This is a genomic window from Atlantibacter sp., from assembly GCF_032062175.1.
Taxonomy (GTDB): domain Bacteria; phylum Pseudomonadota; class Gammaproteobacteria; order Enterobacterales; family Enterobacteriaceae; genus Atlantibacter.
In genome coordinates, this window is the sequence record NZ_DAMBQK010000012.1 from 1 (window position 1) to 25,172 (window position 25,172).

The window sequence follows — 25,172 nt, forward strand, 5'->3', positions numbered from 1 at the left end:
CAAAACTCTATGCCCGTCCTTTTTTACCCGCACATTACTGGGGATTCCCCAGTGCATTGCAGGCTCTTTTTTATCGCGCCGTGTTTGCGCCTTTATCGAGTGAGAAAATATCGTAAAAGGAGAGGTTACCTTTGCGGCTGACCATAGCGTTAAGCAGCGTTTTTTTCTCAGGCTCGACGCGCGGAGAATGCAGGATGTCGTTAATCAACGAATCCGGGACGTGGCGGGTATTATACCATTCGCCGTTATAGCAAACGCGTAAATCCAGCACATCGATATCTTCGTATTTATAGCGCGGATTAACATCAAAGAAGAAAAAACCGTTCATTAAAACAAACAGGACGACCAGCAACCACACTGAATCCACTAAGGTTTCCGATTGCAGCATCACGATAAGCGTAGCGAACCAGCCCACGTACATGGCGATAAACAGGCCGGGATAGTTGCGGATAAAACTGATGCTGAAGCGTGGGCGGTTATCACGCTTTTCTTCGCGGTTTAATCGCTCAATAGTTTGATGAAGCAGATGCTGTATTTCCGTCATTCTGGGCCTACAAAAAAGTAACGGGAAGGAAGACGACTGTATTGTAATCAGCCGTAATAACCATAAACAGTAACAGAAAGTCTTAAAAAAGGTATAACAGTTTACCTTTTATTCACATTATTTGGGGGGATGCGGTTCACTGGCCCCGACCGCCGTATGGCTTCTGTCAGCAAGGTAAGCAGTTTACGAGTGCGCAAGACAATAACTAGCGTGACAAGGTGCATTAAGGCGGATAACGATCTTGTGCGATCCCGGCGCGATTTTGTTCACTCATGACGGGTTCCCTTCGAGGCCAGGAGTGAACACAACGCATTGCAGCAGCATCTCGGGATTCATTCCCTTATGTCTTGCAGGTGTACTGTAGAAGTGGGGCTTCAATCGCCCCTGGTAATACAGGGTTGAGGTCAGCACAACTATAATTGCCAGGAAATATCCGGGTAATTAACGGATAAATTTCCACACAGAAGACGGTATTTTATCGTATAGCTTATTCATCGTCAGTTCGGCAAGACGGTGGTCGGCTGCTGAATAAAATACCGCCAGTTCGTTATCCGATAATTCGTATTTATTCTTTTCAATAACTCTTTCAAGTGTATCAATAGTCTGGCAGCGTCGTAGACGCATTAAATAATCAATTTTTGTTAAGGGCTTTTCTGACATAATTTCACCGTAAGTGATTGTAATAATTTTAAAAAGAAAGGCTCACTGGGTTGGCCTTACTGACGTTAACAAAGCACCTGAACAGGCGATTACCTGATTTGCGCCACTTTTGTAAATCCTGGGCGCTTATGCCGTAGTTGCTGAACAACATGAAGGTATCATCAAGGTATTCATCTATCTGTTCAATCAACGCATTGTCTTCGTCATACTTAATTTTGTAATTAAGCGCAAAACTCGCAATATGCTCAATCAATTCATTTAACTGTAGGTTGATGGCCGAGGTTGGATCGTTGACCCAGCCGTGATTGCTATCACCCAGCGTAGTCAGGCAGTCATGATACAGATTTTCGCAAAGGAATTTTAGCTGCGCTATATCATGCCGTTTTGGTGAGTATTCGTCCATAACGCATCCCCCTTTTTAACGAAAAAATTTTATGAACTTAACATCACAGGGGTAACACTCTGAGATAAATGGGGGTTCGCCATACGAGTTTCAATCTAATTTAACTATAAATCACCCCCACGTCTTTTACCTTCTTCTATTACGAAAAATTACAATTAATGCAGTTTGTTACAGGCAGCGCAAAAAGGTAATACTTTCAGGTGAGATTAAAAGAAGCTTTTTTGATTATAGCGCATAAAAAGAGGCATCATTATACCTGCCTGGCGTTTTCAAAATTTACGTTAATTCCAGGAATATTCCTTAGTAAATTGCTTATGCCCAGGACTTATCTTAATAAAAGCCGCCAATAAGCACCTTTGTTTACTATTGCTGTTTGTTCTCGATAGTGATAGCGCACACTTAATACCTGTTTTAACCACGCTTTTAAGCGCAGATAAGATATATAAAAAAGGCCGCTTGCGCGGCCTATTTATCAGGAGTGTTTCATGGTGTGGGTATGTTCAGTATCTTCGTTTTTACGATTAAAACGACGACGAACCACCACAAAGAATACCGGTACGAAGAAGATTGCCAGTACTGTCGCGGTAATCATCCCGCCCATTACGCCGGTACCCACCGCGTTCTGTGCGCCGGAGCCCGCGCCGGAACTGATAACCAGCGGCATTACCCCGAGGATAAATGCCAGCGAGGTCATCAGGATTGGGCGCAGACGCATACGAACCGCTTCCAGCGTCGCTTCGACCAGCCCTTTGCCTTCTTTGTCCATCAGGTCTTTGGCGAATTCCACAATCAATATTGCGTTCTTCGCCGACAAGCCAATGGTTGTCAGCAGGCCCACCTGGAAGTACACGTCGTTGTTCAGGCCGCGGAACGTGGCCGCCAACAGTGCGCCGATAACCCCCAGCGGTACCACCAGCATAACCGAGAACGGGATAGACCAGCTTTCATACAGCGCCGCCAGACACAGGAACACCACGATTAATGATATGGCATACAGCGCAGGCGCCTGGTTGCCCGACAACCGTTCCTGATAGGACATCCCCGTCCAGTCATAACCGATACCGGTCGGCAACTTGCTGGCCAGTTCTTCCATCATGTTCATCGCTTCACCGGTACTCTTGCCTGGAACCGCCTGGCCGAGAATCTCCATGGAAGGAAGACCGTTATAGCGCTCCAGTCGCGGCGAACCGTATTCCCAGTGGGCGGTAGAGAAGGCCGAGAACGGCACCATCTGCCCATCGGTATTACGCACGTACCAGTTATTGATATCTTCCGGCAGCATGCGGTATTCCGCTTCCGACATCACGTACACTTTCTTGACGCGCCCACGGTCGATAAAGTCGTTCACATAGCTACCGCCCCAGGCCGAGCCCAGCGTGGTATTAATGTCGGAGATAGAGACGCCCAGCGCCTGCGCTTTCTCCTGATCGATATCGATTTTGTACTGCGGCGTATCTTCGAGTCCGTTAGGACGCACGCCCGTCAGCAGATCCGGATGCTTCGCCACTTCGCCCAGCAGTTGGTTACGCGCCTGGGTGAGTTTTTCGTGGCCCAGGTTAGCCTGGTCGATCAGCTGGAAGTCAAAGCCGGTCGCCGTACCCAGTTCAACAATCGCCGGGAGGTTAAACGCGAACACCATCGCATCTTTAATCTGTGCGAAACGGCCCATGGCGCGACCGGTGATCGCCTCCACTTTGTTCTCATCGCCCGGACGCTCATCCCAGTTTTTCAGGGAAACGAACGCCAGGCCGGTGTTCTGACCGCGACCGGAGAAGCCGAAGCCGTTTACGGTAAACACCGAGTTAACGTTGGCTTTTTCTTTGGTCAGGTAGTAATCGGTCACCTCATCCAGCACTTTCTGGGTACGTTCCTGGGTGGCACCCGCCGGCAACTGGGCCATGGTCAGGAACACGCCCTGGTCTTCTTCCGGCAGGAACGAGCTGGGCAGCTTGATGAACAGGAACGCCATGCCGCCAACAATCAGCAGATACAGCAGCAGATAACGGCCAGTGCTGCGCAGGATGTTGCCTACGCTGTCGGTGTAGTGGTGAGTGCTCTTATCGAACATCCGGTTAAACCAACCGAAGAAGCCTTTTTTCTCTTCGCCGTGATCGCCTTTGGCGATCGGTTTCAGCATGGTGGCGCACAGGGCAGGGGTCAGGATCAGCGCGACTAACACTGACAGCACCATTGCGGAAACGATCGTGATCGAGAACTGACGATAAATCGCACCGGTTGAACCACCGAAGAACGCCATCGGAATAAATACCGCCGACAGCACCATGGCGATACCCACCAGCGCGCCCTGGATCTGGCCCATGGATTTACGCGTCGCTTCTTTCGGCGGCAATCCTTCTTCCGCCATCACACGCTCAACGTTTTCCACCACCACGATGGCGTCATCCACCAGCAGGCCTATCGCCAGTACCATACCGAACATTGTCAGGGTGTTTATCGAGTACCCAAACACGGCAAGGATGGCGAAAGTCCCCAGCAATACCACCGGTACCGCAATGGTTGGGATCAGCGTGGCCCGGAAGTTCTGCAGGAACAGGTACATGACCAGGAATACCAGCACGATCGCCTCAATCAGCGTTTTTACCACTTCGTTAATGGAGATTTTAACGAACGGCGTGGTGTCGTACGGGTAAACCACTTCAAGACCGTGCGGGAAGAACGGCTTCATCTTCTCAATGGATTCACGCACCGCCGCAGCAGTATCCAGGGCGTTAGCGCCGGTTGCCAGTTTAATACCCAGACCGGATGCAGGCTGGCCGTTATAACGGGCAATAACGTCATAGCTTTCGCCGCCCAGCTCCACTTTCGCCACATCACTCAGGCGAACCTGGGAACCATCCTGATTCACTTTCAACAGGATTTTGCTGAACTCTTCCGCAGAAGTCAGACGGGTCTGGGCGATGATAGAGGCGTTCAACTGTTGGCCTTTCACCGGCGGCGTACCGCCGAGCTGGCCTGCTGCAACCTGGGCGTTCTGCGCTTTGATTGCGTTGATCACGTCAACCGGGGTCAACTGGAAGTTATTGAGTTTGTTCGGGTCCATCCAGATACGCATCGCATACTGCGCACCGAACAGCTGCACGTCGCCAACACCCGTGGTACGGCTGATCGGATCTTTCACCGTTGCGCCCACGTAGTCAGCAATATCTTCCTGGGTCATTGAGCCATCGGTAGAGATCATCCCGACAACCATCAGGAAGCTGCTCGACGATTTCTCAACGCTCACGCCTTGCTGTTGCACTTCCTGCGGCAGCAAAGGCATCGCCAGTTGCAGTTTGTTCTGCACCTGTACCTGGGCGATATCGGCGTCTGTACCGGAATCGAAGGTAATGGTGATTTGCACCGAACCCGACGAGTCACTGGTTGAGGACATATAAAGCAGGTTGTCGATACCGTTCATGTTCTGTTCGATAACCTGCGTCACCGTATCCTGTACGGTTTTCGCATCGGCACCCGGGTACATGGCGGTGATCTGAATAGCTGGCGGCGCGATCGTCGGATACTGCGCCACCGGCAGTTTCATGATCGCAAGACCCCCCGCCAGCATGATAATGATGGCGATTACCCACGCGAAGATTGGGCGATCGATAAAAAACTTAGCCATGTCTTAACGGCTCCTGTTTAAGTTAAGACTTCGGTTGTTCTGGCGCGGCATTGGCTGCGGTGGATTGTTTATCCGCATCAGCCGTAACTTCTTGTGCTTTGACCTGAGCGCCAGGACGAACTTTTTGCAACCCGGTAATAATCACGCGATCGCCTGTTTTGAGACCGTCAGTCACCAGCCATTTATCGCCGATAGCCTGAGTGGCCGTGATTTGACGCACTTCAACTTTGTCGCCTTCGCCCACTACCATCGCGGATGCATCGCCGCGTGGCGTACGGGTTACACCTTGTTGCGGCACCAGAATCGCGTTGGGGTTAACCCCTTCTTCGAGACGCGCGCGCACAAACATGCCCGGCAATAACGTGTGGTTCGGGTTAGGGAACAGTGCGCGCAGCGTAATCGAGCCGGTGGTTTGGTCGACGGTCACGTCAGAAAACTCCAGCGTGCCTTCCTGATCAAACTTAATCCCGTCAGAGGTCACCAGCTGTACTTTCGCTTTTCCGTTCTCTTGTTTCAGCGCGCCGCTGGCCAGTTCCTGTTTCAGACGCAGGAAGTCGTTGCTGGACTGGGTCACATCCACATAGATAGGGTCGAGTTGCTGTACGGTCGCCAGCGCCGTGGCCTGGCCGTTCTGCACCAGCGCGCCTTCGGTAACGTTGGATTTACCGATGCGGCCACTGATTGGCGACGTCACTTTGGTATAGGCGAGATTAATGCGCGCGGTTTCAACCGCAGCCTTTGCAGCAACCACAGCGGCGTTGGCCTGCTGAGCCGTGGCCTGAGCGTCATCATAGTCCTGTTGGCTGATGTAGTTCGTGCCAATCAGTTTCTGGTAACGCCGCAGGGTCACCTGAGCGATATTGGCGCTGGCCTGGGCGCGCGCCAGATCGCCTTTTGCGCTCTCGTAAGAGGCCTGGTAAGTTGCTGGATCAATCTGATAAAGGGAGACACCCGCCTCGATATCACTGCCTTCCACGAAATTACGCTTCAGGATAATACCGTTCACCTGAGGACGAACTTCCGCCACGCGATATGCGCTGGTGCGGCCGGGAAGCTCGGTTGTGATCGGTAGAGGTTCGCTTTTCAGCGTCACCACGCCGACTTCCGGCGTATGCTGCGCCTGCTGTTGCTGCTGTTTGTCGTCACATCCTGTAAGCGCTAAGCTGCCTGAGAGCATCAGAACGACCGCCAGAGGCGTTAACCCTCTGTTTTTGTTCATAGGTAAACCTCGAGTGTCCGATTTCAAAATTGATTGATGGATCAAACGTCCACAAACCCATTGCTGCGTTTAAATTATGGTCGTGATATGGTACATACATTCATAAATGTATGTAAATCTGACCCCTGTAAATTCACAAACATATGGCACGAAAAACCAAACAACAGGCGCTGGAAACGCGAAATCACATCCTTGATGTGGCGATTCGCCTGTTTTCCCGGCAGGGTGTTTCGGCTACATCACTGGCAGATATTGCCCAGGCCGCTGGGGTGACGCGTGGTGCAATTTATTGGCACTTCAGAAACAAGTCCGATTTATTTAGTGAAATCTGGGAGTTGTCAGAGTCCAGTCTTGGGGATCTTGAAACTGAGTATCAGGCAAAATACCCCGGTGATCCACTGTCAGTTTTAAGAGAAATTCTAATTTATATTCTTGAAGCTACCGTTTCAGAGGAGCGCCGTCGGTTGATGATGGAAATTATCTTTCACAAATGTGAGTTTGTTGGCGAAATGGCACGGGTGCAACAGCTTCATCGCGAATATTGCCTGGCCAGCCATGAACGCATCGAACTGGCACTAAACAACTGTATAGCCGCCAGAATGATCCCCGAGACCCTCAATGTCCGCCGCGCCACGATCCTGATGCGCAGTTATATCACTGGCTTAATGGAAAACTGGCTATTCGCCCCGCAAACCTTCGATTTAAAATCCGAAGCGCGCGTCTTCGTTGAAATCCTGCTTGAAATGTATCAGTTTTGCCCGACGCTTCAAAAACCCGCCGCCTCATAAAAAACCGGCACCGTTGTCGGATTTCTCTCTATCCCCACCGCCTTGCTATTCTGCGCCTCAGTCCCGTGGTATTCTGCGCCTCACAAACTTTCTCCGATATATTCTCGGCCCGTTAATCACTCATTCAAAAACTATGCAGCACGATCTTCAATTTCGCAAAATAACCTGCGTCATGGCGCTGGTGTGGCTTCTTCTGGCTGGATTTCTGCTTTCCGCAGGCGTTGCGAACGCCGCTTCTAACGGCGAATTGCCGGCGCGTGCTGATATTCAAAGCCAGCTGGATGCGCTGAGTAAACAAAAAACGCTTTCTGCTCAGGATAAGCTGGTTCAGCAGGATCTCACCCAAACCCTTGAAGCCCTTGAGAAAATCGAGCGGGTAAAACAAGAAACCACTCAACTGCGCCAGCGTGTGGCCCAGGCGCCGGAAAAAATGCGCCAGGCGACAGAGGCGCTGAACGCGTTAAGTACTCCGGAGAGCGACGACAGTCTGCGCCAGACATTCAAGGCGATGTCATTACGCCAGCTCGAAGCGCGCACCAGCAGCATGGTGGATGAACTCCAGAGCGCGCAAAACGATCTCTCCACGTTTAATAGCCAACTGGTGTCGTTGCAGACTCAGCCGGAGCGGGTGCAAAACGCCATGTACACCGCCTCGCAGGAATTGCAGCAGCTCAGAAACCGCCTGAACGGCACCACGCCGGGCGAGGCGGCGCTGCGGCCCTCGCAACAAACGTTAATGCTGGTTCAACAGGCATTGCTGAATGCGCAAATCGATCAGCAGCGTAAGAGCCTGGAAGGGAATACCGCGTTACAGGACAGCCTGCAAAAACAGCGTGATTACACCACTGCCCATATCAATCAGCTAGAGCATCAGCTCCAGCTTTTGCAGGAAGCGGCAAATACCAAACGCCTGTCACTGACGGAGAAAACGGCCCAGGAAGCGGTCACGCCAGATGATTCGTCCAGTCTGCAAAACAACCCGCTGGTCAAACAGGAACTGGATATTAACCACCAGCTCAGCCAGCGTTTGATTACCGCCACGGAAAACGGCAACTCCCTGGTGCAGCAAAACATCAAAGTTAAAAACTGGCTCGATCGCGCGCTGCAATCTGAACGGACCCTGAAAGAGCAGATCTCGGTTTTAAAAGGCAGCTTGCTGCTGTCGCGTATCCTTTATCAGCAACAGCAGACGCTGCCTTCCGCTGATGAACTCGAGGATATGACCAACCGCATCGCCGACTTGCGTCTTGAACAGTTTGACCTGAACCAGCAGCGTGACGCGCTGTTCCAGAACGACGCCTTTGTGGCGAAGCTGGAAGAAGGGCATCAGGGCGAAGTGAACGCAGAGGTGCACGATACCCTGTTGCAGCTGGTGGATATGCGCCGCGAACTGCTCGATCAGTTGAACAAGCAGCTCGGCACGCAATTGATGATGGCTATCAACCTGCAAATCAACCAGCAGCAGTTAATGAGCGTCAGTAAAAACCTCAAACAGATGCTGACCCAGCAAATCTTCTGGGTAAACAGTAACCGTCCGATGGACTGGGACTGGATTAAAGCCTTCCCGGGCGCAATCCACGATCAGATTAAGGCCATGAAAATCACGGTGAACTGGAAAAAAGCCTGGCCGTCTGTGGCCGTGGCGTTTCTTGCCGGTTTGCCGTTGCTGCTGATCGCTGGGCTGATCCGCTGGCGATTCGGCTGGTTAAGGCAGTATCTGGCAAAACTGGCTTCTGAAGTGGGGCAGTTACGTAACGACAGCCAGTTACACACGCCAAAAGCGATTCTGATTAACTTTATCCGCGCCTTACCGGTCTGCCTGGTGATATTGGCGTGCGGGCTGATCCTGCTGTTTATGCAGATCAACATCAGCGATTTGCTGTGGGAATTCAGTAAAAAGCTTGCCATGTTCTGGCTGGTGTTCGGGGTTTGCTGGCGGGTGCTGGAAAAAGACGGCATGGCGGTCAGCCACTTCAATATGCCTGCGCAACTCACCAGCCACTGGCGTCGCCAGATTGTGCGCGTAAGCCTGGCGCTGTTGCCATTGCTGTTCTGGTCGGTGGTTGCGGAGCTATCGCCGCTTAATCTCATGGACGATGTACTGGGGCAGGCGATGATTTTCATCAACCTGCTGGTGATCGCCGCGCTGATTTGGCCGATGTGCCGGGAAAGCTGGCGCGATAAAGAATCGCACACCATGCGTTTGGTCACGATCACCGTGCTGGCGATTGTGCCGGTTATGTTGCTGGTGCTGACGGTGACAGGTTACTTCTACACCACACTGCGCCTGGCTGGACGCTGGATTGATACCGTTTATCTGGTGATCGTCTGGAACCTGCTGTACCAGACCGTGCTGCGCGGGTTAAGCGTCGCGGCGCGCCGTATCGCCTATCGCCGCGCTATCGCCCGTCGCCAGAATCTGGTCAAAGAGGGGGCCGAGGGTGCCGAGCCGGTAGAAGAGCCGCCGCTGGGTCTTGACCAGATCAACCAGCAAACGCTGCGTCTGGCAATGCTGACGATGTTTGCGCTATTCGGCGTGGTGTTCTGGGCAATTTGGTCAGATTTAATCACCGTCTTCGCCTATCTCGACAGCGTGGTGCTGTGGAATTACAACGGCACTGAAGCGGGGGCGGCGGTGATGAAGCACGTCACCATGGGGAGCCTGCTGTTTGCGCTGGCCGCGTTTGCGGTCGCCTGGGCGCTGATCCGCAACTTGCCGGGCCTGCTGGAAGTGCTGGTGCTGTCGCGCCTCAATATGCGGCAGGGCACGTCATACGCCATTACCACCATACTCAACTACGTGATTATCGGCGCGGGGGCGATGATTATTTTCGGTTCGCTCGGGGTGTCGTGGGACAAACTGCAATGGCTGGCAGCGGCGCTGTCGGTCGGCCTGGGCTTCGGGTTGCAGGAGATTTTCGGTAACTTCGTTTCCGGTATCATTATCCTGTTTGAGCGTCCGGTGCGTATTGGCGATACCGTCACAATCGGCACCTTCTCGGGAACGGTGAGCAAAATCCGTATCCGCGCCACCACCATCACCGACTTCGATCGTAAAGAGGTGATTATCCCGAACAAGGCGTTTGTGACCGAGCGGCTGATCAACTGGTCGTTGACCGATACCATCACCCGCGTGGTGATCCGCCTCGGCGTGGCTTACGGATCGGATCTGGACAAGGTAAAAGCGCTCCTGTTAAAGGCCGCGATGGAACATCCGAAAGTCATGCACGATCCGGAGCCATCGGTGTTCTTTACTACCTTCGGACCGAGCACGCTGGATCACGAGTTGCGTCTTTACGTGCGTGAACTGCGCGATCGCAGCTACACCGTGGATGAACTGAACCGCACTATCGATCGTCTGTGCCGTGAAAACGACATTAATATCGCGTTCAACCAGCTTGAAGTGCACCTGCATAACAAGAACGGCGAGCAGTTCACCGAAGTGAAGCGCGATTTGAATAATGGCCCGGCCCCGTCTGCGGCATAAAAAAGGTGAGGGCGCAGAACGCCCTCACCTGAGAAGAATTATCGGGGGATAATATCCCCCTTTTTATTACAGTACTTTATGCGGGCCGAAGCATTCGTAATGGATGTTTGCCGGGTCAATGCCCAGGCTGACCAGTTGTTTCGCCGCAAACTGCATAAACGCCACCGGGCCGCACAGGAAAAACGTCATATCCGGAACCTTCAGCGCGCCTTCCTGCTTCAGCAGATCCATCAACCCTTCGCTGTGGAAACGCCCGCTTTCACGGTCACGCTGCGACGGTACGCGATACCAGATATGGTAATCAAAATGCTTCAGCAATTTACCGTGTAAGGCAATTTCATCCGCAAAGGCATGCACATCACCGTTTTCAGCGGCGTGCAGCCAGTTTACCTGCGCTTCATGGTGATTGGCGGCCAGATTATCCAGCATTGCCAGCATCGGCGTTTGGCCCACGCCCGCGGAAATCAGCGTCACAGGCGTCGTCGGCGGCACGTCCATAAAGAAATCACCCGCCGGGGCTACCAGATTAATCACATCGCCCACTTTGGCATGGCCGTGCAGCCAGTTTGACACCAACCCTTCGCCTTCGCGTTTCACCGCAATACGGTAGCTTTTGCTGTTTGGTTTGCGGGTCAGGGAATACTGGCGAATTTCCTGGTGCTCGAAGTTTTCAGGTTTAATCCACACGCCCAGATACTGGCCGGGCTTGTAATCCGCCACCGGACCGCCGTCTACCGGGGTAAATTCAAAACTGGTGATCAGCGCGCTTTGCTGTTTGATTTCAGTGATGCGGAACGGACGAGTGCCTTCCCAGCCGCCAGATTTTCCGGCGTTTTCCTGGTAGATTTCCGCTTCACGGTTAATAAATACCTGCGCCAGCACGCCGTAGGCTTTGCCCCAGGCATCCAGCACTTCCTGGCCTGGGCTGAACATCTCATCCAGCGTCGCTAACAGATGGCTGCCGACGATGTTGTATTGTTCAGGCTTGATATGAAAACTGGTGTGCTTCTGGGCAATTTTCTCCACCGCAGGCAACAGCGCCGCCAGGTTTTCGATGTTGGTAGCATAAGCGCAAATGGCGTTGAACAACGCTTCACGTTGATCGCCGTTGCGTTGGTTGCTCATATTAAAAATATCTTTGAGTTCGGGATTATGAGCAAACATCCGGTCATAAAAGTGGGCGGTCAGTTTCGGGCCCGTTGCTGCCAGTAGAGGAATAGTGGACTTTACAGTCGCGATAGTTTGAGCGTCTAACATCAGGGTGTTCCTTTGCAGGTGTCTATAATATGCATTTTGAATGCATCTTATAAATTTATCCCTGCGCTGTAAAGGGTCTCTGTTGAGATTTTGTTATTGAGTGTTAATGAAAAACCTGCATCACGATCCTGAAAAGAATTCCGTGACAAGTGGCGATTGTGAAGGGCGCTGAAGCCTTGCGTAGCCTGAAGCCAATCGTTTGCGTAAAAACCTTTGTCAAGACCTATCTTCACACTGTTAATCGGTTTACACTGTTGCCCGTTGCCCAAAAAGGGCCCCTTATTGCCGTAAAAGTTTACCGTTAGCTGAGTCAGGAGATGCGGATGTTAAAGCGTGAAATGAACATTGCCGATTATGATGCCGAACTGTGGCAGGCTATGGAGCAGGAGAAGGTTCGCCAGGAAGAACATATTGAACTTATCGCCTCCGAAAACTACACCAGCCCGCGTGTTATGCAGGCTCAGGGTTCTCAGCTGACCAACAAATATGCTGAAGGTTATCCGGGCAAACGCTACTACGGCGGTTGCGAATACGTGGATATCGTTGAGCAACTGGCGATTGACCGTGCAAAAGAGCTATTTGGCGCGGACTACGCTAACGTGCAGCCGCATTCCGGCTCTCAGGCTAACTTTGCGGTTTATACCGCGCTGCTGCAACCGGGCGATACCGTTCTGGGTATGAACCTGGCGCAAGGCGGTCACCTGACTCACGGTTCGCCGGTTAACTTCTCGGGCAAACTGTACAACATCATCCCTTACGGCATTGATGAGTCCGGTAAAATTGACTACGAAGACATGGCGAAGCAGGCCCAGACCCACAAGCCGAAAATGATCATCGGCGGCTTCTCTGCTTATTCTGGTGTGGTTGACTGGGCAAGAATGCGTGAAATCGCAGACAGCATCGGCGCATATCTTTTCGTTGATATGGCGCACGTGGCAGGTCTGATTGCCGCAGACGTTTACCCGAACCCGGTTCCCCATGCTCACGTTGTGACCACAACCACCCACAAAACCCTGGCGGGTCCACGCGGTGGTTTGATCCTCGCCAAAGGTGGCGACGAAGAGCTGTACAAAAAACTGAACTCTGCCGTATTCCCTAGCGCGCAGGGCGGCCCGCTGATGCACGTTATCGCAGCGAAAGCCGTGGCGCTGAAAGAGGCGATGGAGCCAGAGTTTAAAGTTTACCAGCAGCAGGTTGCGAAAAACGCCAAAGCGATGGTGGAAGTGTTCCTGAACCGTGGCTACAAAGTGGTATCTGGCGGCACTGAAAACCACCTGTTCCTGCTGGACCTGGTTGATAAAAACCTGACCGGTAAAGAAGCCGACGCAGCCCTGGGCCGCGCAAACATCACCGTCAACAAAAACAGCGTACCGAACGATCCGAAGAGCCCGTTCGTGACGTCCGGTATTCGTATCGGTTCCCCGGCTATTACCCGTCGCGGCTTTAAAGAAGCGGAAGCGAAAGAGCTGGCTGGCTGGATGTGCGACGTGCTGGATAATATCAATGACGAAGCGACCATCGAACGCGTGAAGCAGAAAGTGCTGGATATCTGCGCCCGCTACCCGGTTTATGCATAAGCGTTAAGCGTTAAGCGTTAAGCGTTAAGCGGTGAAAACCCTCGACCTGGTCGGGGGTTTTTTTATGGGTTGGGTTATGAAGATGTCTCGCAATTCTCTTCGATTGTTTTATTGATCGTTTATTTATACACGCTGACGCTGCCCCCCATTACCTACCGTTTGTGTAATCTTTCGTCCAGGATGAAGGACGAGATGCTGATATGCCAGGGTATATGCATGAGATCTTGCATGAAAAATTGCAGGGGTTTGATGTTTTTAGATATACGGATATCTGCTTTACATTTTCTCTGGAACCGTTCCGACAGATAACTTTCAGGCTGATCTTTTGTAAAGAAAATGACAAAACCAGATGGCTTTACGAGATAGGTTCTGGCGACCTTGCATCGCTAACAGTTAGCGTTGTGAGTTTTTGCAATGTCGCGGCAATGGATAATTCTGAATGCGAAACTCTGTTTGATAAGCCGCCCGGCGCGCTGGATCTCAATGCTGCCGAAGCTCTTTATTTGTACAGGACGTTAATTGACATCATTTTGCAAATCGCTGAGATTGAACGCATTTAGGTGATGATTTTTCAGGCGTATAGCCATGAACTTCAGCGCATTTATGACAAGGTTATTAACCGGTATGCCCTGTTAAAAAAACTGCATATACAAACAGAGGGAGCTTATTATGTCATTCAAAAAAGAAGCCAAAAAAATGAATGAAAACATTGATTATGAAGCTATCAAGATGCAAAAAATCGAAATGTTCGAGCGATTTTTAGCGGCGAAAAAGAAAGCGGAGCAGGCAGGTGAAGTTTTCTCTCAACCTCTTAAAGTGTACTCTTCTTATTGAGGCCCCGTGAGGCCTCTGATCATCGTTAAAGAGGCCTCATGCGTATCCAATACTTCGCACAACTAACCGGGCTCACGGCGCATACGCTTCGTTATTATGAAAAATTGGGTTTACTGGTCCCTGACAGGAATAGCAGCGGTCATCGTGATTATCGGGAAGCCGATGTCGAATGGGTGGCTTTTATTGTTCGTCTGAAAGAAACAGATATGCCGCTTTCAGAAATCCAGCGTTATGCCGCGTTAAGAAGTCAGGGCAATGCAACGGTTAATGAACGGCGTGCATTATTAGCTCAGCATGCTGAACGGCTTGAACAGCGCCTGGCAGAGCAGCATCAACATCTGGATCGCCTGAAAGCGAAGATGGCGCATTACGATAGCGAACTCATCAAAAACAGCGCTTGACCTGGAGTTAACTCGAAGGATTAACGTGCCTCTTATCACATCAAAGAGGATAACGTTATGACAACGACACGCTACGAAACAGGGCTTGCGAGACTGACAGAAATTGACGGCGCAGCAGGCGAAAAAGTGATTACCGCGCTGGCTGATGTCGCGCCTGACTTAGGGCGCTATGTGATTGAGTTTGGATTTGGCGATATCTATAGCCGTCCGGGGTTAGATCTAAAAACTCGCGAACTGATTACCGTCGGTGCGCTCACCGCATTGGGGCATGCGCAGCCGCAACTGGCCGTGCATATTCACGCCGCACTGAATGTAGGCTGCACGAAAGAAGAGATTGTGGAAGTCATTATCCAGATGTCGCTCTATGCGGGCTTTCCGGCAGCGCTGAATGCCATGTTCACTGCGAAAACGGTTTTTCAGGAACTAAACCTATAACAATAAGGCGGCATCAGGGAGGCCTAATGGTAACGATACAGCGTATGACCCGCGAACAATTCCCGGCATATCGGACATTTTTTATCGAAGAGTATGCCCAGGATTTAGCGTCAACACGCCACAGGGTTATTGATGAGGCTCGCCATGATGCCGCCCAGAGTATCGATAATTATCTTCCCGACGGCCCGGACACAGAAGGCAGCCGGCTGTGGTGTATTACTCCTGCTCATTCAGAGCACACCATCGGTTATTTTTGGGTAAGCCTGAATGGGCGCGTCGCGTGGATTTATGATTTTTGCCTGTTACCGCAATGGCGCGGTAAAGGACTTGGGCGCGATGCGATGGCGCAACTTAAACAGACGCTCAGCGCCCTGGATATTCATGAAATCGGCTTGCGGGTGGCGTCGAATAATCCTGCAGCGAAAACGTTGTATGAAAAATGCGGCTTTGCGGTTACGGGCTATAACATGTCGCTGCGTCTAATCTAGCGCTTTCTTGTTGTTAACCCGATGTTACGCCTTGCACCTGCTGCAATAACCCGCCAGACTATCGCCTCCAAAACGGGAGGGATTCATGGTTTTGCACTCTACGCGCTGGCTGGCGCTCAGTTACTTCACCTACTTCTTTAGCTACGGCATTTTCTTACCTTTCTGGAGCGTCTGGCTCAAAGGCATCGGGTTAGCGCCGGAGACCATCGGCCTGCTGCTTGGCGCAGGATTAATCGCCCGCTTCCTTGGCAGCCTGTTGCTGGCACCGCGCGTAACCGATCCCTCCCGGCTGGTATTCGCGCTGCGCGTGTTAGCGCTGCTGACGCTTATTTTCGCCGTCGCGTTCTGGCTCGGCACCACCACCGCCTGGCTGTTGATCGTGATGGTTGGCTTCAACCTGTTCTTCTCGCCGCTGGTGCCGTTAACCGATGCGCTGGCGGGAACCTGGCAAAAGCAAATCACCCTTGATTACGGCAAGGTGCGGGTTTGGGGATCGCTGGCGTTTGTGATTGGATCGGCGCTCACCGGTAAACTGATCAGCATTTTCGATTACCACGCGATCCTCGTAATGCTGAGCATTGGCGTGGCCTCCATGCTGCTCGGCATGATGTTACGCCCCTCGGTTATGCCGGCAGGGCAGGCGCGCCAGAACGAAAGCGCCGGTTGGTCTGCCTGGCGAAAACTGGTGCTTGAAAGCTGGCGGTTCCTCGCCTGCGTCTCGCTATTACAGGGGGCGCACGCGGCTTACTACGGCTTCAGCGCCATCTACTGGCAGGAAGCCGGTTATTCCGCTTCGGTGGTGGGATATTTATGGTCGCTGGGCGTGGTTGCCGAAATCGTGGTATTCACCCTCAGCAACAAGCTGTTCCGCCGCTGGAGCGCCCGGGACTTGCTGCTGCTCTCGGCGTTGAGCGGGATTGTGCGCTGGTCGCTGATGGCCTGGACCACCGATCTACCGTGGCTTATCGTGGCGCAAATCCTGCACTGCGGGAGCTTCACCGTCTGCCACCTCGCCGCCATGCGCTATATCTCGGCGCGCCAGGGCAATGAAGTGATTCGCCTCCAGGCCGTCTATTCCGCCGTGGCCATGGGTGGCAGCATCGCCATCATGACCATGTTCGCAGGCTTCCTGTTCCAGCACCTGCAAGGCGGGATGTTCTGGGTCATGGCGCTACTGGCGGTGCCGGCTATCGCGTTGCGCCCCGCCGTGATAGCGCGCTAGCTTTCCAGAATCTCCCGAATACGCTGCTGCTGGTGTTCCCCCAGCGGCAGCGTAGCGTGGATAAGCGGCGCGGAAAACAGCGGCAGCGAGGTATGGTAAGGCGTAATAATCAGCGTCACCTCCTTCGAGGCGCCTTCTTTCTGGAAGGTATGCACCGACAGATATTTGATAGTGAGCGGCAGCAGCGTTAATTCCCGTAGCTGATGCTCAATCTGCTCCTCAAGCTGTCGATCATTGCCGGTGAGCAGCAATACCTGCTTCTCCTGAATATCACTTTCCTGCATCAGCCACGCGCCAAAAATAATAGCGATCAGGCCGAGCTCTTCATCGGAAAAATGAATGCCGTAGTGCGTTTCAAGCTGGGCGCAGGCCGCGCGGGTGGTGCGCATCAAACGCGGGTATAGCCGAGTGATCTCTTCCGGTAGCGCATTATCAATGCCGATACCGAACAGACAGCGGTCCAGCGCCTGGGCGAGGTGAACATAGAGTTGCGTTGCCAGCCCCGTTTCATCGCTGAAGGCCATGCCGGAAAGAGTGCGAAACGCACTAATCAACTCCGCTACCGCCAGCCGCAGCTGGATATCCTGCGGCTGATTGTCCTTCAGCGGGTCCGGCACCCGCAGTATCATAAACATCAGCGCCAGAAATAACTGTTCATCCTGATGTGGCGGCACCGGCACCCGGCGTTGCCAGTGCCGCATAATTTCCTGCGCCGCCAGATACTCCGCCCGCTGCGCGGTCCAGAGATTTTGCACCTCATTAAAGCCCGGCGACTGGCCGTTGTGTTGTTCCATCAGGCAATATTGCAGGAACAGTCTCAGAAACTGGGTATCGCGCGATTCGAACTGCCGGTTAAGCCGACGTCCACAAAGGTTGACCAGCGCGTGTAAATTCGTATCGTCATAGCATGCGACGGGGATGCCGCGCTGCCGGAGTTCGGTTTTCAGCGAGGGCGTAAAATGCTGCTGCACAAAATGAGGGCACAGGCGCATAGCGCGACGCAGCCAGTGGAGCAGGCAAAGCCTGCGATCGAGTGGCGCGCCTTCAATCCGGTAGCTGCCGTCGGGGTGGGTCATAATTGAAAGCCGGTGGTAGCGCTGGATCTCAGAACTGGTTTCAACAATATCCTGACGGGCGATGCCACCATCGACGCCGTTGATTTGCCCGATTAATTCCGGCGTCACGGTACCGGGTAAATAGAGCATCAACAGCATCTGGCAGCGGCGCTGCGGACTGGAAAGCACGGATGGCGGCGAACAAAGCTGTGTCATCATCCAAAAGTTCCAGTTAGGTTAATCAAAGCTAAGCGTAGTTAAAGTATGAGCTATCGTTAGAACGGGTCTGGACTTTCATTTGGTAATCCTGTCTGGCTCACAGATTTTTTTGTATGGAAGAGATAATGCGCCCAACGATGTTAAGGATATTGCCCGCTTTGCCGCTGCTGACGCTCGTTTGCGCGACGCCGAGCCTTGCGCATCCGCACAGTTTTATTACCCTAAAAACGCAAATCATCGAAAAGGACGGTCAGTTTACCGGCCTGCAAATGCGCTGGCTGATGGACGAAATCACATCAGCAGACCTGTTGTATGACGCGGGCGATGCCAAACCGGGATCGGAAATCTGGAAGAAGCTGGCGGCGGAAGTCATGGCGAACGTTATTGGGCAGCACTATTTCACCGAAGTGTGGCACAACGGCAAAAAGGTGACTTTTTTACCGGTTCCTCCCGAATACGGTATGGCGCGGGAAGATCATCAGGCGGTGCTGACCTTTATCCTGCCGCTGGCAAAGCCGCAGCCGCTGGCCGGGCAGCGCTACAGCATCTCGACCTTTGACCCGACCTATTATGTCGATATGAGCTACGAGGCGACCCATGACGTCACGCTGCCCGCCGCACTCGCTGGGCAGTGTAAACTGACGATGACCACCCCGACGCCCACGGCGGATACCCAGGCCTTTGCGATCTCGCTCGATAAAGAAGACGCGCCGCCGGAGGATATGGAATTAGGGAAACAATTTGCCCAGAAGGTTGAGTTGCAATGTCAGTAGTGTTTTCAATGCCGAAACCCGCGCGACGCTGGATACAGCTATGGCCGCTGGGCCTGTTTTTGCTGCTGGCGGTCGCCGCCGGTTTGCTGCTCTGGCAATACTGGCCCAGGCTGATGATGCAAAGCATCGTCTGGCAGCGCAGCGTCAATCTGGAACTGAGCGCACTGCTCAAGCGCGTGGCGGAAAACCCCAGCCAGGCGGGCGGGGCGCTGCTGCTGTTCAGCTTCGTCTATGGCGTACTCCACGCGCTGGGGCCGGGCCACGGTAAAGTGGTGATCACCACCTGGCTGGCGACCCACCCATCAAAACTCAAATCCAGCTTAGGGCTGACGTTCGCCTCTTCGTTATTGCAGGGGCTGGTGGCGATTGGTCTGGTTGCGGTGGTGCTGTCGCTGTTGGCCTTACCCGCGCGGCAGTTGCATATGAGCAGTTTCTGGCTGGAGAAGGGCAGTTTCCTGCTGGTGGGCATACTGGGCGTGATGCTGTGCTGGCGGGCGATTAACCGACTGCACGGGTTACTGCGCCGTCCCAAATTTAGCGTCTTCACTCCGCATCATGTCCATAGCGAGCACTGCGGCTGCGGGCACCAGCATCTGCCCACTCAGCAACAGCTGGAGCAGGGCGACGACTGGCGCGCGCGCCTGATGATAATTTTATCGATGGGCATGCGCCCCTGTTCCGGCGCGATTATGGTGCTGCTGTTCAGTAAGGTGATTGGCGTGTTCGGCTGGGGAATCGCTGCGGCGCTGGCGATGGCGGCGGGAACCTCGCTAACGATTTCATCGCTGGCGCTGCTGGTTCACAGCTTCCGAACGCTGGCGATCCGGCTAAGCGGCAATAAAACGCCAGTGCTCTGGCGGCAGGTGGGCTGGACGACGCTCGCGCTGGCAGGCGGGGCGATCCTGATCCTGGCGGCGGCAATCATGTGGCTCAGCGCTCAACCACCGGGCGGCGGCTTGCGGCCTTTCTAAACAAAAATACCCTGTCGAAACAGGGCATTTTGCAGTCTAAAAAATCGATTAACGCTTCAGGGCGTCGCTCAGCTCTTCACGCATGTTGGCGAGCATCGCTTTCACCACGCGCGGGTTACCCGCAACCAGGTTGCCGGTCATGACGTAGTTGTGGCCGCCGGTGAAATCGCACACCAGACCGCCCGCTTCACGTACCAGCAGTTCGCCACCGGCAAAGTCCCACGGCTTCAGGTTGATTTCGAAGAAACCATCAACGCGGCCCGCGGCCACATAGGCCAGGTCCAGCGCAGCGGAACCGGTGCGGCGGAAGTCAGCGCACTGGGTGAACAGTTTGCTCACGATATTGATATAGGTAGCGGAGTGCTGTTTGGCTTTGAACGGGAAACCGGTCGCCAGAATTGTGCCATCCAGATCGCGCGCATTGCTGCCGCGCAGACGATACCCGTTGAGCTGTGCGCCCTGGCCGCGTGTTGCGGTGAACAGTTCATTGCGCATCGGATCGTAAACCACAGCCACTTCAGTACGGCCTTTCACGCGTACGGCGATGGAGACGGAAAAATGGGGGAGGCGTTTAATGAAGTTGGTGGTGCCATCCAGCGGATCGATAATCCATTGCACATCCTGGTCGGTGCCTTCGTGTTCGCCGCTTTCTTCGGTAATGATGGTGTGTTGCGGGTAGGACTGGCGGATGGTGTCGATGATAATGCGCTCTGCGCCTTTATCCACGTTAGTCACAAAATCGTTGCTGCCTTTCTGGCTGGTCTCTACGGCGTCCGGCGTTTCGTAGTTTTTGGCGATAAAGTTTCCGGCCTTGCGCGCAGCACGCACGGCGATGTTGAGCATCGGATGCATCAGGTATCTCTCACTGGATGTTAAAGAACGAGGAAATCGGCGCGCAGTATAGCAGGGAGATCGGATTATGTCTCCGGTTTATGATAGGATGCCAACATATTATTAAATTGTGTCGGTTCGCTATGCTGCAAAACATTCGTATCGTGCTGGTGGAGACCTCTCACACCGGCAACATGGGCTCCGTTGCCCGCGCCATGAAAACCATGGGCCTTACCAATCTCTGGCTGGTTAACCCGCTGGTTAAACCCGACTCCCAGGCTATCGCCCTGGCGGCAGGTGCCAGCGACGTCATCGGCAATGCCACTATTGTCGATACGCTCGATGAAGCGTTATCCGGCTGTAGCCTGGTCGTCGGCACCAGCGCGCGTTCGCGCACCCTGCCGTGGCCAATGCTCGATCCGCGTGAGTGCGGTTTGAAGAGTATTTCGGAAGCCGCTCACGCCCCGGTGGCGCTGGTGTTTGGCCGCGAGCGCGTCGGTTTAACCAACGACGAGCTGCAAAAGTGCCATTATCACGTGGCGATTGCCGCCAACCCGGAGTACAGCTCGCTGAACCTGGCGATGGCGGTACAGGTGATCGCCTATGAAGTGCGTATGGCCTGGCTGGCTGCCGAGGCGCAGCAAACGACCCCTGTGGAAAACGAAGATGCGCCGTATCCGCTGGTGGATGACTTAGAGCGTTTTTACGGTCATCTGGAGCAGGTGTTGCTCAATACCGGCTTTATTCGCGCCAACCACCCCGGCCAGGTAATGAACAAATTACGCCGTCTGTTTACCCGCGCACGCCCGGAAAGTCAGGAACTTAACATCCTGCGCGGCATGCTGGCGTCCATTGACAGTACGCATAAAAAGGACCCGAATACTTGAGTAAATTACTCAGGTAAATAGTTGACCAATTTACTCAGGAATGTCAGACTTGCGCCTGCTATGCAACACCCCACTTTAAAATAAACACCCCCGCTTCGAGGGGCGACGTTGAGGTTAAGTAAGACATGAGACTGACATCAAAAGGGCGTTATGCCGTAACCGCAATGCTGGACGTTGCACTTAACTCCGAAGCGGGTCCGGTACCGTTGGCTGATATCTCAGAACGACAGGGTATTTCACTCTCCTATCTGGAGCAACTCTTCTCCCGTCTGCGCAAAAATGGACTGGTGTCGAGCGTGCGTGGTCCAGGCGGCGGCTACCTGTTAGGCAAAGATCCCAGCGCCATCGCAGTAGGTGAAGTTATCAGCGCTGTTGACGAGTCGGTTGACGCGACCCGTTGTCAGGGCAAAGGCGGCTGCCAGGGCGGCGACAAGTGTTTAACACACGCACTGTGGCGCGACCTGAGCGATCGTCTGACCGATTTTCTGAACAACATTACTTTGGGTGAACTGGTTAACAACCAGGAAGTACTCGACGTGTCTGGCCGGCAACAAACTGAAGCGCATCGCCCGGCCCGCGCACAGGACGCAATCAACGTAAAACTGCGCGCATAACTAAAAAAAGTTTTGTACCCACAATAATTCGCATTGCAGGAAGGCGACAAGCGAGTGAATCCCCAGGAGCTTACATCAGTAAGTGACTGGGGTGAGCGAGAGCAGGCAACGCGCCTGCGGTGCGAAGTATGAAGGGTATATCGGAATCAGGCCAGGGTGCTCGCACCCTGCCGCCTTCGGCATACATCCCGCCGGTTGCCTGATTCAGAGCATTTGAGATGTACGGAGCTTAAGAGCAATGAAATTACCGATTTACCTCGACTACTCTGCGACTACGCCGGTAGACCCGCGCGTCGCCGAGAAAATGCTGCAACATATGACTATGGATGGGATCTTCGGTAACCCCGCATCCCGTTCTCACCGTTTCGGCTGGCAGGCAGAAGAGGCGGTAGACGTCGCCCGCAATCACATTGCAGACCTGCTGGGCGCGGACCCGCGTGAAATTGTTTTCACCTCCGGCGCGACCGAATCCGACAACCTGGCGATTAAAGGTGCGGCCAACTTCTATCAGAAAAAAGGCAAGCACATCATCACCTGTAAAACCGAACACAAAGCGGTGCTGGATACCTGCCGTCAGCTGGAGCGCGAAGGCTTCGAGGTGACTTATCTGTCACCGCAGAGCAACGGCATCATCGACCTGAAAGCGCTGGAAGCCGCAATGCGTGATGACACCATCCTGGTTTCTATCATGCACGTGAACAACGAAATCGGCGTGGTGCAGGATATCGACACCATCGGCGAACTGTGCCGTGCGCGCGGTATCATTTTCCACGTGGATGCCACCCAGAGCGTGGGCAAACTGCCTATCGACCTGAGCAAGATGAAAGTCGATCTGATGTCCTTCTCCGGCCATAAAATCTACGGTCCGAAAGGCATCGGCGGCCTGTACGTGCGTCGTAAACCGCGTATCCGTATCGAAGCGCAGATGCACGGCGGCGGTCACGAGCGCGGTATGCGTTCCGGTACGCTGCCGGTTCACCAGATCGTCGGTATGGGCGAAGCCTACCGCATCGCCAAAGAAGAGATGGCGAGCGAAATGGAACGCCTGCGCGGCCTGCGCCTGCGCCTGTGGAACGGCATCAAAGATATCGAAGAAGTGTATCTGAATGGTGACCTGGAGCAGGGCGTTCCGACCATTCTGAACGTGAGCTTTAACTATGTTGAAGGCGAGTCGCTGATTATGGCGCTCAAGGATCTGGCCGTATCTTCCGGTTCAGCCTGTACCTCTGCAAGCCTTGAACCGTCTTATGTGCTGCGCGCGCTGGGGATGAACGACGAACTGGCGCACAGCTCGATCCGTTTCTCTCTGGGACGTTTCACCACGGTCGAAGAGATCGACTACACCATCGAGCTGGTACGTAAATCGATTGGCCGTCTGCGCGACCTTTCTCCGCTGTGGGAAATGTTTAAGCAGGGCGTGGATCTGAACAGCATCGAGTGGGCGCACCACTAATTCGACAAGATTTCTGGAGAACATCAACATGGCATACAGCGAAAAAGTTATCGATCATTACGAAAATCCGCGCAACGTCGGCTCCTTCGACAACAGCGACGACTCGGTAGGCAGCGGCATGGTTGGCGCGCCAGCCTGTGGCGACGTGATGAAGTTGCAGATTAAAGTCAACAATGACGGTATCATTGAAGACGCGCGTTTCAAGACCTACGGCTGCGGTTCCGCCATCGCGTCCAGCTCCCTGATCACCGAGTGGGTGAAAGGCAAGAGCCTGGACGAAGCACAGGCGATTAAGAACACCGATATTGCCGAGGAACTGGAACTGCCGCCGGTTAAAATTCACTGCTCAATCCTTGCAGAAGACGCTATCAAAGCGGCGATTGCGGATTACAAAAGCAAACGTGAAGCTAAATAATCATTGATGAATTGAGGTTGTTGTATGTCGATCACCCTTAGCGAAAGCGCTGCTGCGCGTGTGAATACTTTTCTGGCCAACCGTGGTAAAGGCTTTGGCCTGCGTCTCGGCGTGCGGACATCCGGCTGCTCTGGCATGGCGTATGTGCTGGAATTCGTGGATGCGCCCCAGGCAGAAGACACCGTGTTTGAAGACAAAGGCGTAAAAGTGGTGATCGACGGCAAGAGCCTGCAATTCCTGGATGGTACGCAGTTAGATTTCGTCAAAGAAGGCCTTAACGAAGGGTTCAAATTCACTAACCCGAACGTTAAAGACGAGTGTGGCTGCGGCGAAAGCTTCAACGTGTAGTTCCCGCAATGACCTTCTTCGCCCGGCAGGGCGGGGAAGGGTAGAAAACCTTGCATACCTGCTTTCTCAATAACGCGCGCCGGGGCAGTTGATTGAACCGGGTTGTCGCGTTATTGCGCATGTGGGTATTACCCTGAGAACGTTATGGATTACTTCACCCTCTTTGGTTTGCCGGTTGGCTACACGATTGACATGACTTCGTTGTCAGCGCGTTACCAGGATCTGCAACGCCAGTTCCATCCCGATAAATTCGCCAGCCACCCTCAGGCCGACCAACTGGCCGCGCTCCAGCAATCCGCGACCATCAATCAGGCCTGGCAAACGCTGCGCCATCCCCTTAACCGCGCCGAATACATGCTTTTGCTGCACGGTTTCGATCTGGCCAACGAACAGCACACGGTGCGCGATACCGCGTTTTTGATGGAGCAACTTGAGCTGCGTGAAGAGCTTGACGAGATTGAACACGCGGGCGATGAAAGCCGCCTGGCGGGTTTTACCACGCGCATTCAGGCGCTGTACCGTTCGCGCCATCAGCAAATGGTCCACGAACTGGATAGCCAGGCGTGGGAAAAGGCGGCGGATACCGTTCGCAAACTCCGTTTTCTTGATAAATTGCAGCACCAGACAGAACAACTCGAAGAAAAGCTGCTTGGTTTTTAATTCTGGAAG

The 25,172-nt window shown here is 53.5% G+C and carries 25 protein-coding genes; 17 read left to right on the forward strand and 8 right to left on the reverse strand.

What is annotated here, in order from left to right; genetic code table 11:
• Positions 1-70 precede the first annotated feature (70 nt).
• The 5 genes from RT120_RS12280 to acrA all read right to left on the reverse strand — a co-directional run bounded on the left by RT120_RS12280 (position 71) and on the right by acrA (position 6,448).
• The gene (locus tag RT120_RS12280; protein ID WP_312982907.1) at positions 71-544 is read right to left on the reverse strand and encodes a YlaC family protein; all 474 of its coding nucleotides are present in this window, start codon (positions 542-544) and stop codon (positions 71-73) included.
• A gap of 441 nt (positions 545-985) precedes the next feature.
• Positions 986-1,204 carry an HHA domain-containing protein gene (locus tag RT120_RS12285; RefSeq protein WP_059040068.1) on the reverse strand — a complete coding sequence of 73 codons (219 nt, stop codon included), beginning with the start codon at positions 1,202-1,204 and terminating at the stop codon, positions 986-988.
• 28 nt (positions 1,205-1,232) lie between these two features.
• Positions 1,233-1,607: an Hha toxicity modulator TomB gene (tomB, locus tag RT120_RS12290; RefSeq protein ID WP_312982908.1), complete on the reverse strand. Its 375-nt coding sequence runs from the start codon at positions 1,605-1,607 to the stop codon at positions 1,233-1,235.
• A gap of 472 nt (positions 1,608-2,079) precedes the next feature.
• Positions 2,080-5,229, reverse strand: a complete 3,150-nt coding sequence (gene acrB / locus RT120_RS12295; protein ID WP_312982909.1) for a multidrug efflux RND transporter permease subunit AcrB — start codon at positions 5,227-5,229, stop codon at positions 2,080-2,082.
• Between the two features lie 22 nt (positions 5,230-5,251).
• The gene (gene acrA / locus RT120_RS12300; RefSeq protein WP_312982910.1) at positions 5,252-6,448 is read right to left on the reverse strand and encodes a multidrug efflux RND transporter periplasmic adaptor subunit AcrA; all 1,197 of its coding nucleotides are present in this window, start codon (positions 6,446-6,448) and stop codon (positions 5,252-5,254) included.
• A 143-nt stretch (positions 6,449-6,591) separates the two neighbouring features.
• On the opposite strand from acrA, the gene acrR reads away from it, so the two are divergent.
• Positions 6,592-7,236, forward strand: coding sequence for a multidrug efflux transporter transcriptional repressor AcrR (gene acrR / locus RT120_RS12305; protein WP_312982911.1), 645 nt, complete (start codon positions 6,592-6,594; stop codon positions 7,234-7,236).
• Between the two features lie 133 nt (positions 7,237-7,369).
• The gene (gene mscK, locus RT120_RS12310) at positions 7,370-10,723 is read left to right on the forward strand and encodes a mechanosensitive channel MscK (RefSeq protein WP_409515046.1); all 3,354 of its coding nucleotides are present in this window, start codon (positions 7,370-7,372) and stop codon (positions 10,721-10,723) included.
• Positions 10,724-10,789: 66 nt separating this feature from the next.
• Here mscK and hmpA read toward each other — a convergent pair whose 3' ends face one another.
• A complete protein-coding gene (gene hmpA, locus RT120_RS12315) occupies positions 10,790-11,980 on the reverse strand; it encodes an NO-inducible flavohemoprotein (RefSeq protein ID WP_312982912.1) in 1,191 nt (396 codons plus the stop codon).
• 323 nt (positions 11,981-12,303) lie between these two features.
• Between hmpA and glyA the strand changes: the two genes are divergently transcribed.
• The 7 genes from glyA to RT120_RS12350 all read left to right on the forward strand — a co-directional run bounded on the left by glyA (position 12,304) and on the right by RT120_RS12350 (position 16,937).
• Entirely contained in the window at positions 12,304-13,557 is a 1,254-nt protein-coding gene (gene glyA, locus RT120_RS12320; RefSeq protein ID WP_312982913.1) for a serine hydroxymethyltransferase, read from the forward strand.
• 200 nt (positions 13,558-13,757) lie between these two features.
• Positions 13,758-14,117, forward strand: coding sequence for a hypothetical protein (locus tag RT120_RS12325; RefSeq protein ID WP_312982914.1), 360 nt, complete (start codon positions 13,758-13,760; stop codon positions 14,115-14,117).
• Between the two features lie 109 nt (positions 14,118-14,226).
• The gene (locus RT120_RS12330) at positions 14,227-14,391 is read left to right on the forward strand and encodes a hypothetical protein (RefSeq protein WP_312982915.1); all 165 of its coding nucleotides are present in this window, start codon (positions 14,227-14,229) and stop codon (positions 14,389-14,391) included.
• A gap of 38 nt (positions 14,392-14,429) precedes the next feature.
• The gene (locus tag RT120_RS12335; RefSeq protein WP_312982916.1) at positions 14,430-14,792 is read left to right on the forward strand and encodes a MerR family transcriptional regulator; all 363 of its coding nucleotides are present in this window, start codon (positions 14,430-14,432) and stop codon (positions 14,790-14,792) included.
• Positions 14,793-14,849: 57 nt separating this feature from the next.
• Positions 14,850-15,227 carry a carboxymuconolactone decarboxylase family protein gene (locus RT120_RS12340; protein ID WP_312982917.1) on the forward strand — a complete coding sequence of 126 codons (378 nt, stop codon included), beginning with the start codon at positions 14,850-14,852 and terminating at the stop codon, positions 15,225-15,227.
• A gap of 26 nt (positions 15,228-15,253) precedes the next feature.
• A complete protein-coding gene (locus RT120_RS12345; RefSeq protein ID WP_312982918.1) occupies positions 15,254-15,715 on the forward strand; it encodes a GNAT family N-acetyltransferase in 462 nt (153 codons plus the stop codon).
• Between the two features lie 85 nt (positions 15,716-15,800).
• Positions 15,801-16,937: a 3-phenylpropionate MFS transporter gene (locus RT120_RS12350; RefSeq protein WP_312982919.1), complete on the forward strand. Its 1,137-nt coding sequence runs from the start codon at positions 15,801-15,803 to the stop codon at positions 16,935-16,937.
• On the opposite strand, the gene csiE is transcribed toward RT120_RS12350, so the two are convergent.
• A complete protein-coding gene (csiE, locus tag RT120_RS12355; RefSeq protein ID WP_312982920.1) occupies positions 16,934-18,211 on the reverse strand; it encodes a stationary phase inducible protein CsiE in 1,278 nt (425 codons plus the stop codon). The genes RT120_RS12350 and csiE overlap by 4 nt on opposite strands.
• Before the next feature lie 137 nt (positions 18,212-18,348).
• Between csiE and RT120_RS12360 the strand changes: the two genes are divergently transcribed.
• Together RT120_RS12360 and RT120_RS12365 are read left to right on the forward strand one after the other, a co-directional pair.
• Entirely contained in the window at positions 18,349-18,984 is a 636-nt protein-coding gene (locus RT120_RS12360; RefSeq protein ID WP_312983002.1) for a DUF1007 family protein, read from the forward strand.
• Positions 18,975-19,955 (forward strand): nickel/cobalt transporter, encoded by a 981-nt coding sequence (locus RT120_RS12365; RefSeq protein ID WP_312982921.1) that lies wholly within the window; start codon positions 18,975-18,977, stop codon positions 19,953-19,955. Before RT120_RS12360 ends, RT120_RS12365 begins: the two co-directional genes overlap by 10 nt.
• Positions 19,956-20,003: 48 nt before the next feature.
• Here the strand turns inward: RT120_RS12365 and suhB are convergent, their stop codons facing one another.
• On the reverse strand, positions 20,004-20,807 hold the full coding sequence (gene suhB / locus RT120_RS12370; RefSeq protein ID WP_312982922.1) for an inositol-1-monophosphatase: 804 nt from the start codon (positions 20,805-20,807) through the stop codon (positions 20,004-20,006).
• A 122-nt stretch (positions 20,808-20,929) separates the two neighbouring features.
• Between suhB and trmJ the strand changes: the two genes are divergently transcribed.
• From trmJ to hscB, 6 genes are all read left to right on the forward strand, one after another.
• A complete protein-coding gene (trmJ, locus tag RT120_RS12375) occupies positions 20,930-21,673 on the forward strand; it encodes a tRNA (cytosine(32)/uridine(32)-2'-O)-methyltransferase TrmJ (RefSeq protein ID WP_312982923.1) in 744 nt (247 codons plus the stop codon).
• Positions 21,674-21,798: 125 nt separating this feature from the next.
• On the forward strand, positions 21,799-22,287 hold the full coding sequence (gene iscR, locus RT120_RS12380) for a Fe-S cluster assembly transcriptional regulator IscR (RefSeq protein ID WP_312982924.1): 489 nt from the start codon (positions 21,799-21,801) through the stop codon (positions 22,285-22,287).
• Between the two features lie 238 nt (positions 22,288-22,525).
• Entirely contained in the window at positions 22,526-23,740 is a 1,215-nt protein-coding gene (locus RT120_RS12385; protein WP_312982925.1) for an IscS subfamily cysteine desulfurase, read from the forward strand.
• Between the two features lie 28 nt (positions 23,741-23,768).
• Positions 23,769-24,155 carry a Fe-S cluster assembly scaffold IscU gene (iscU, locus tag RT120_RS12390; RefSeq protein WP_002463695.1) on the forward strand — a complete coding sequence of 129 codons (387 nt, stop codon included), beginning with the start codon at positions 23,769-23,771 and terminating at the stop codon, positions 24,153-24,155.
• Between the two features lie 24 nt (positions 24,156-24,179).
• Positions 24,180-24,503 (forward strand): iron-sulfur cluster assembly protein IscA, encoded by a 324-nt coding sequence (gene iscA / locus RT120_RS12395; protein WP_125294111.1) that lies wholly within the window; start codon positions 24,180-24,182, stop codon positions 24,501-24,503.
• Positions 24,504-24,647: 144 nt separating this feature from the next.
• Positions 24,648-25,163: a co-chaperone HscB gene (gene hscB, locus RT120_RS12400; RefSeq protein WP_312982926.1), complete on the forward strand. Its 516-nt coding sequence runs from the start codon at positions 24,648-24,650 to the stop codon at positions 25,161-25,163.
• Positions 25,164-25,172 lie beyond the last annotated feature (9 nt).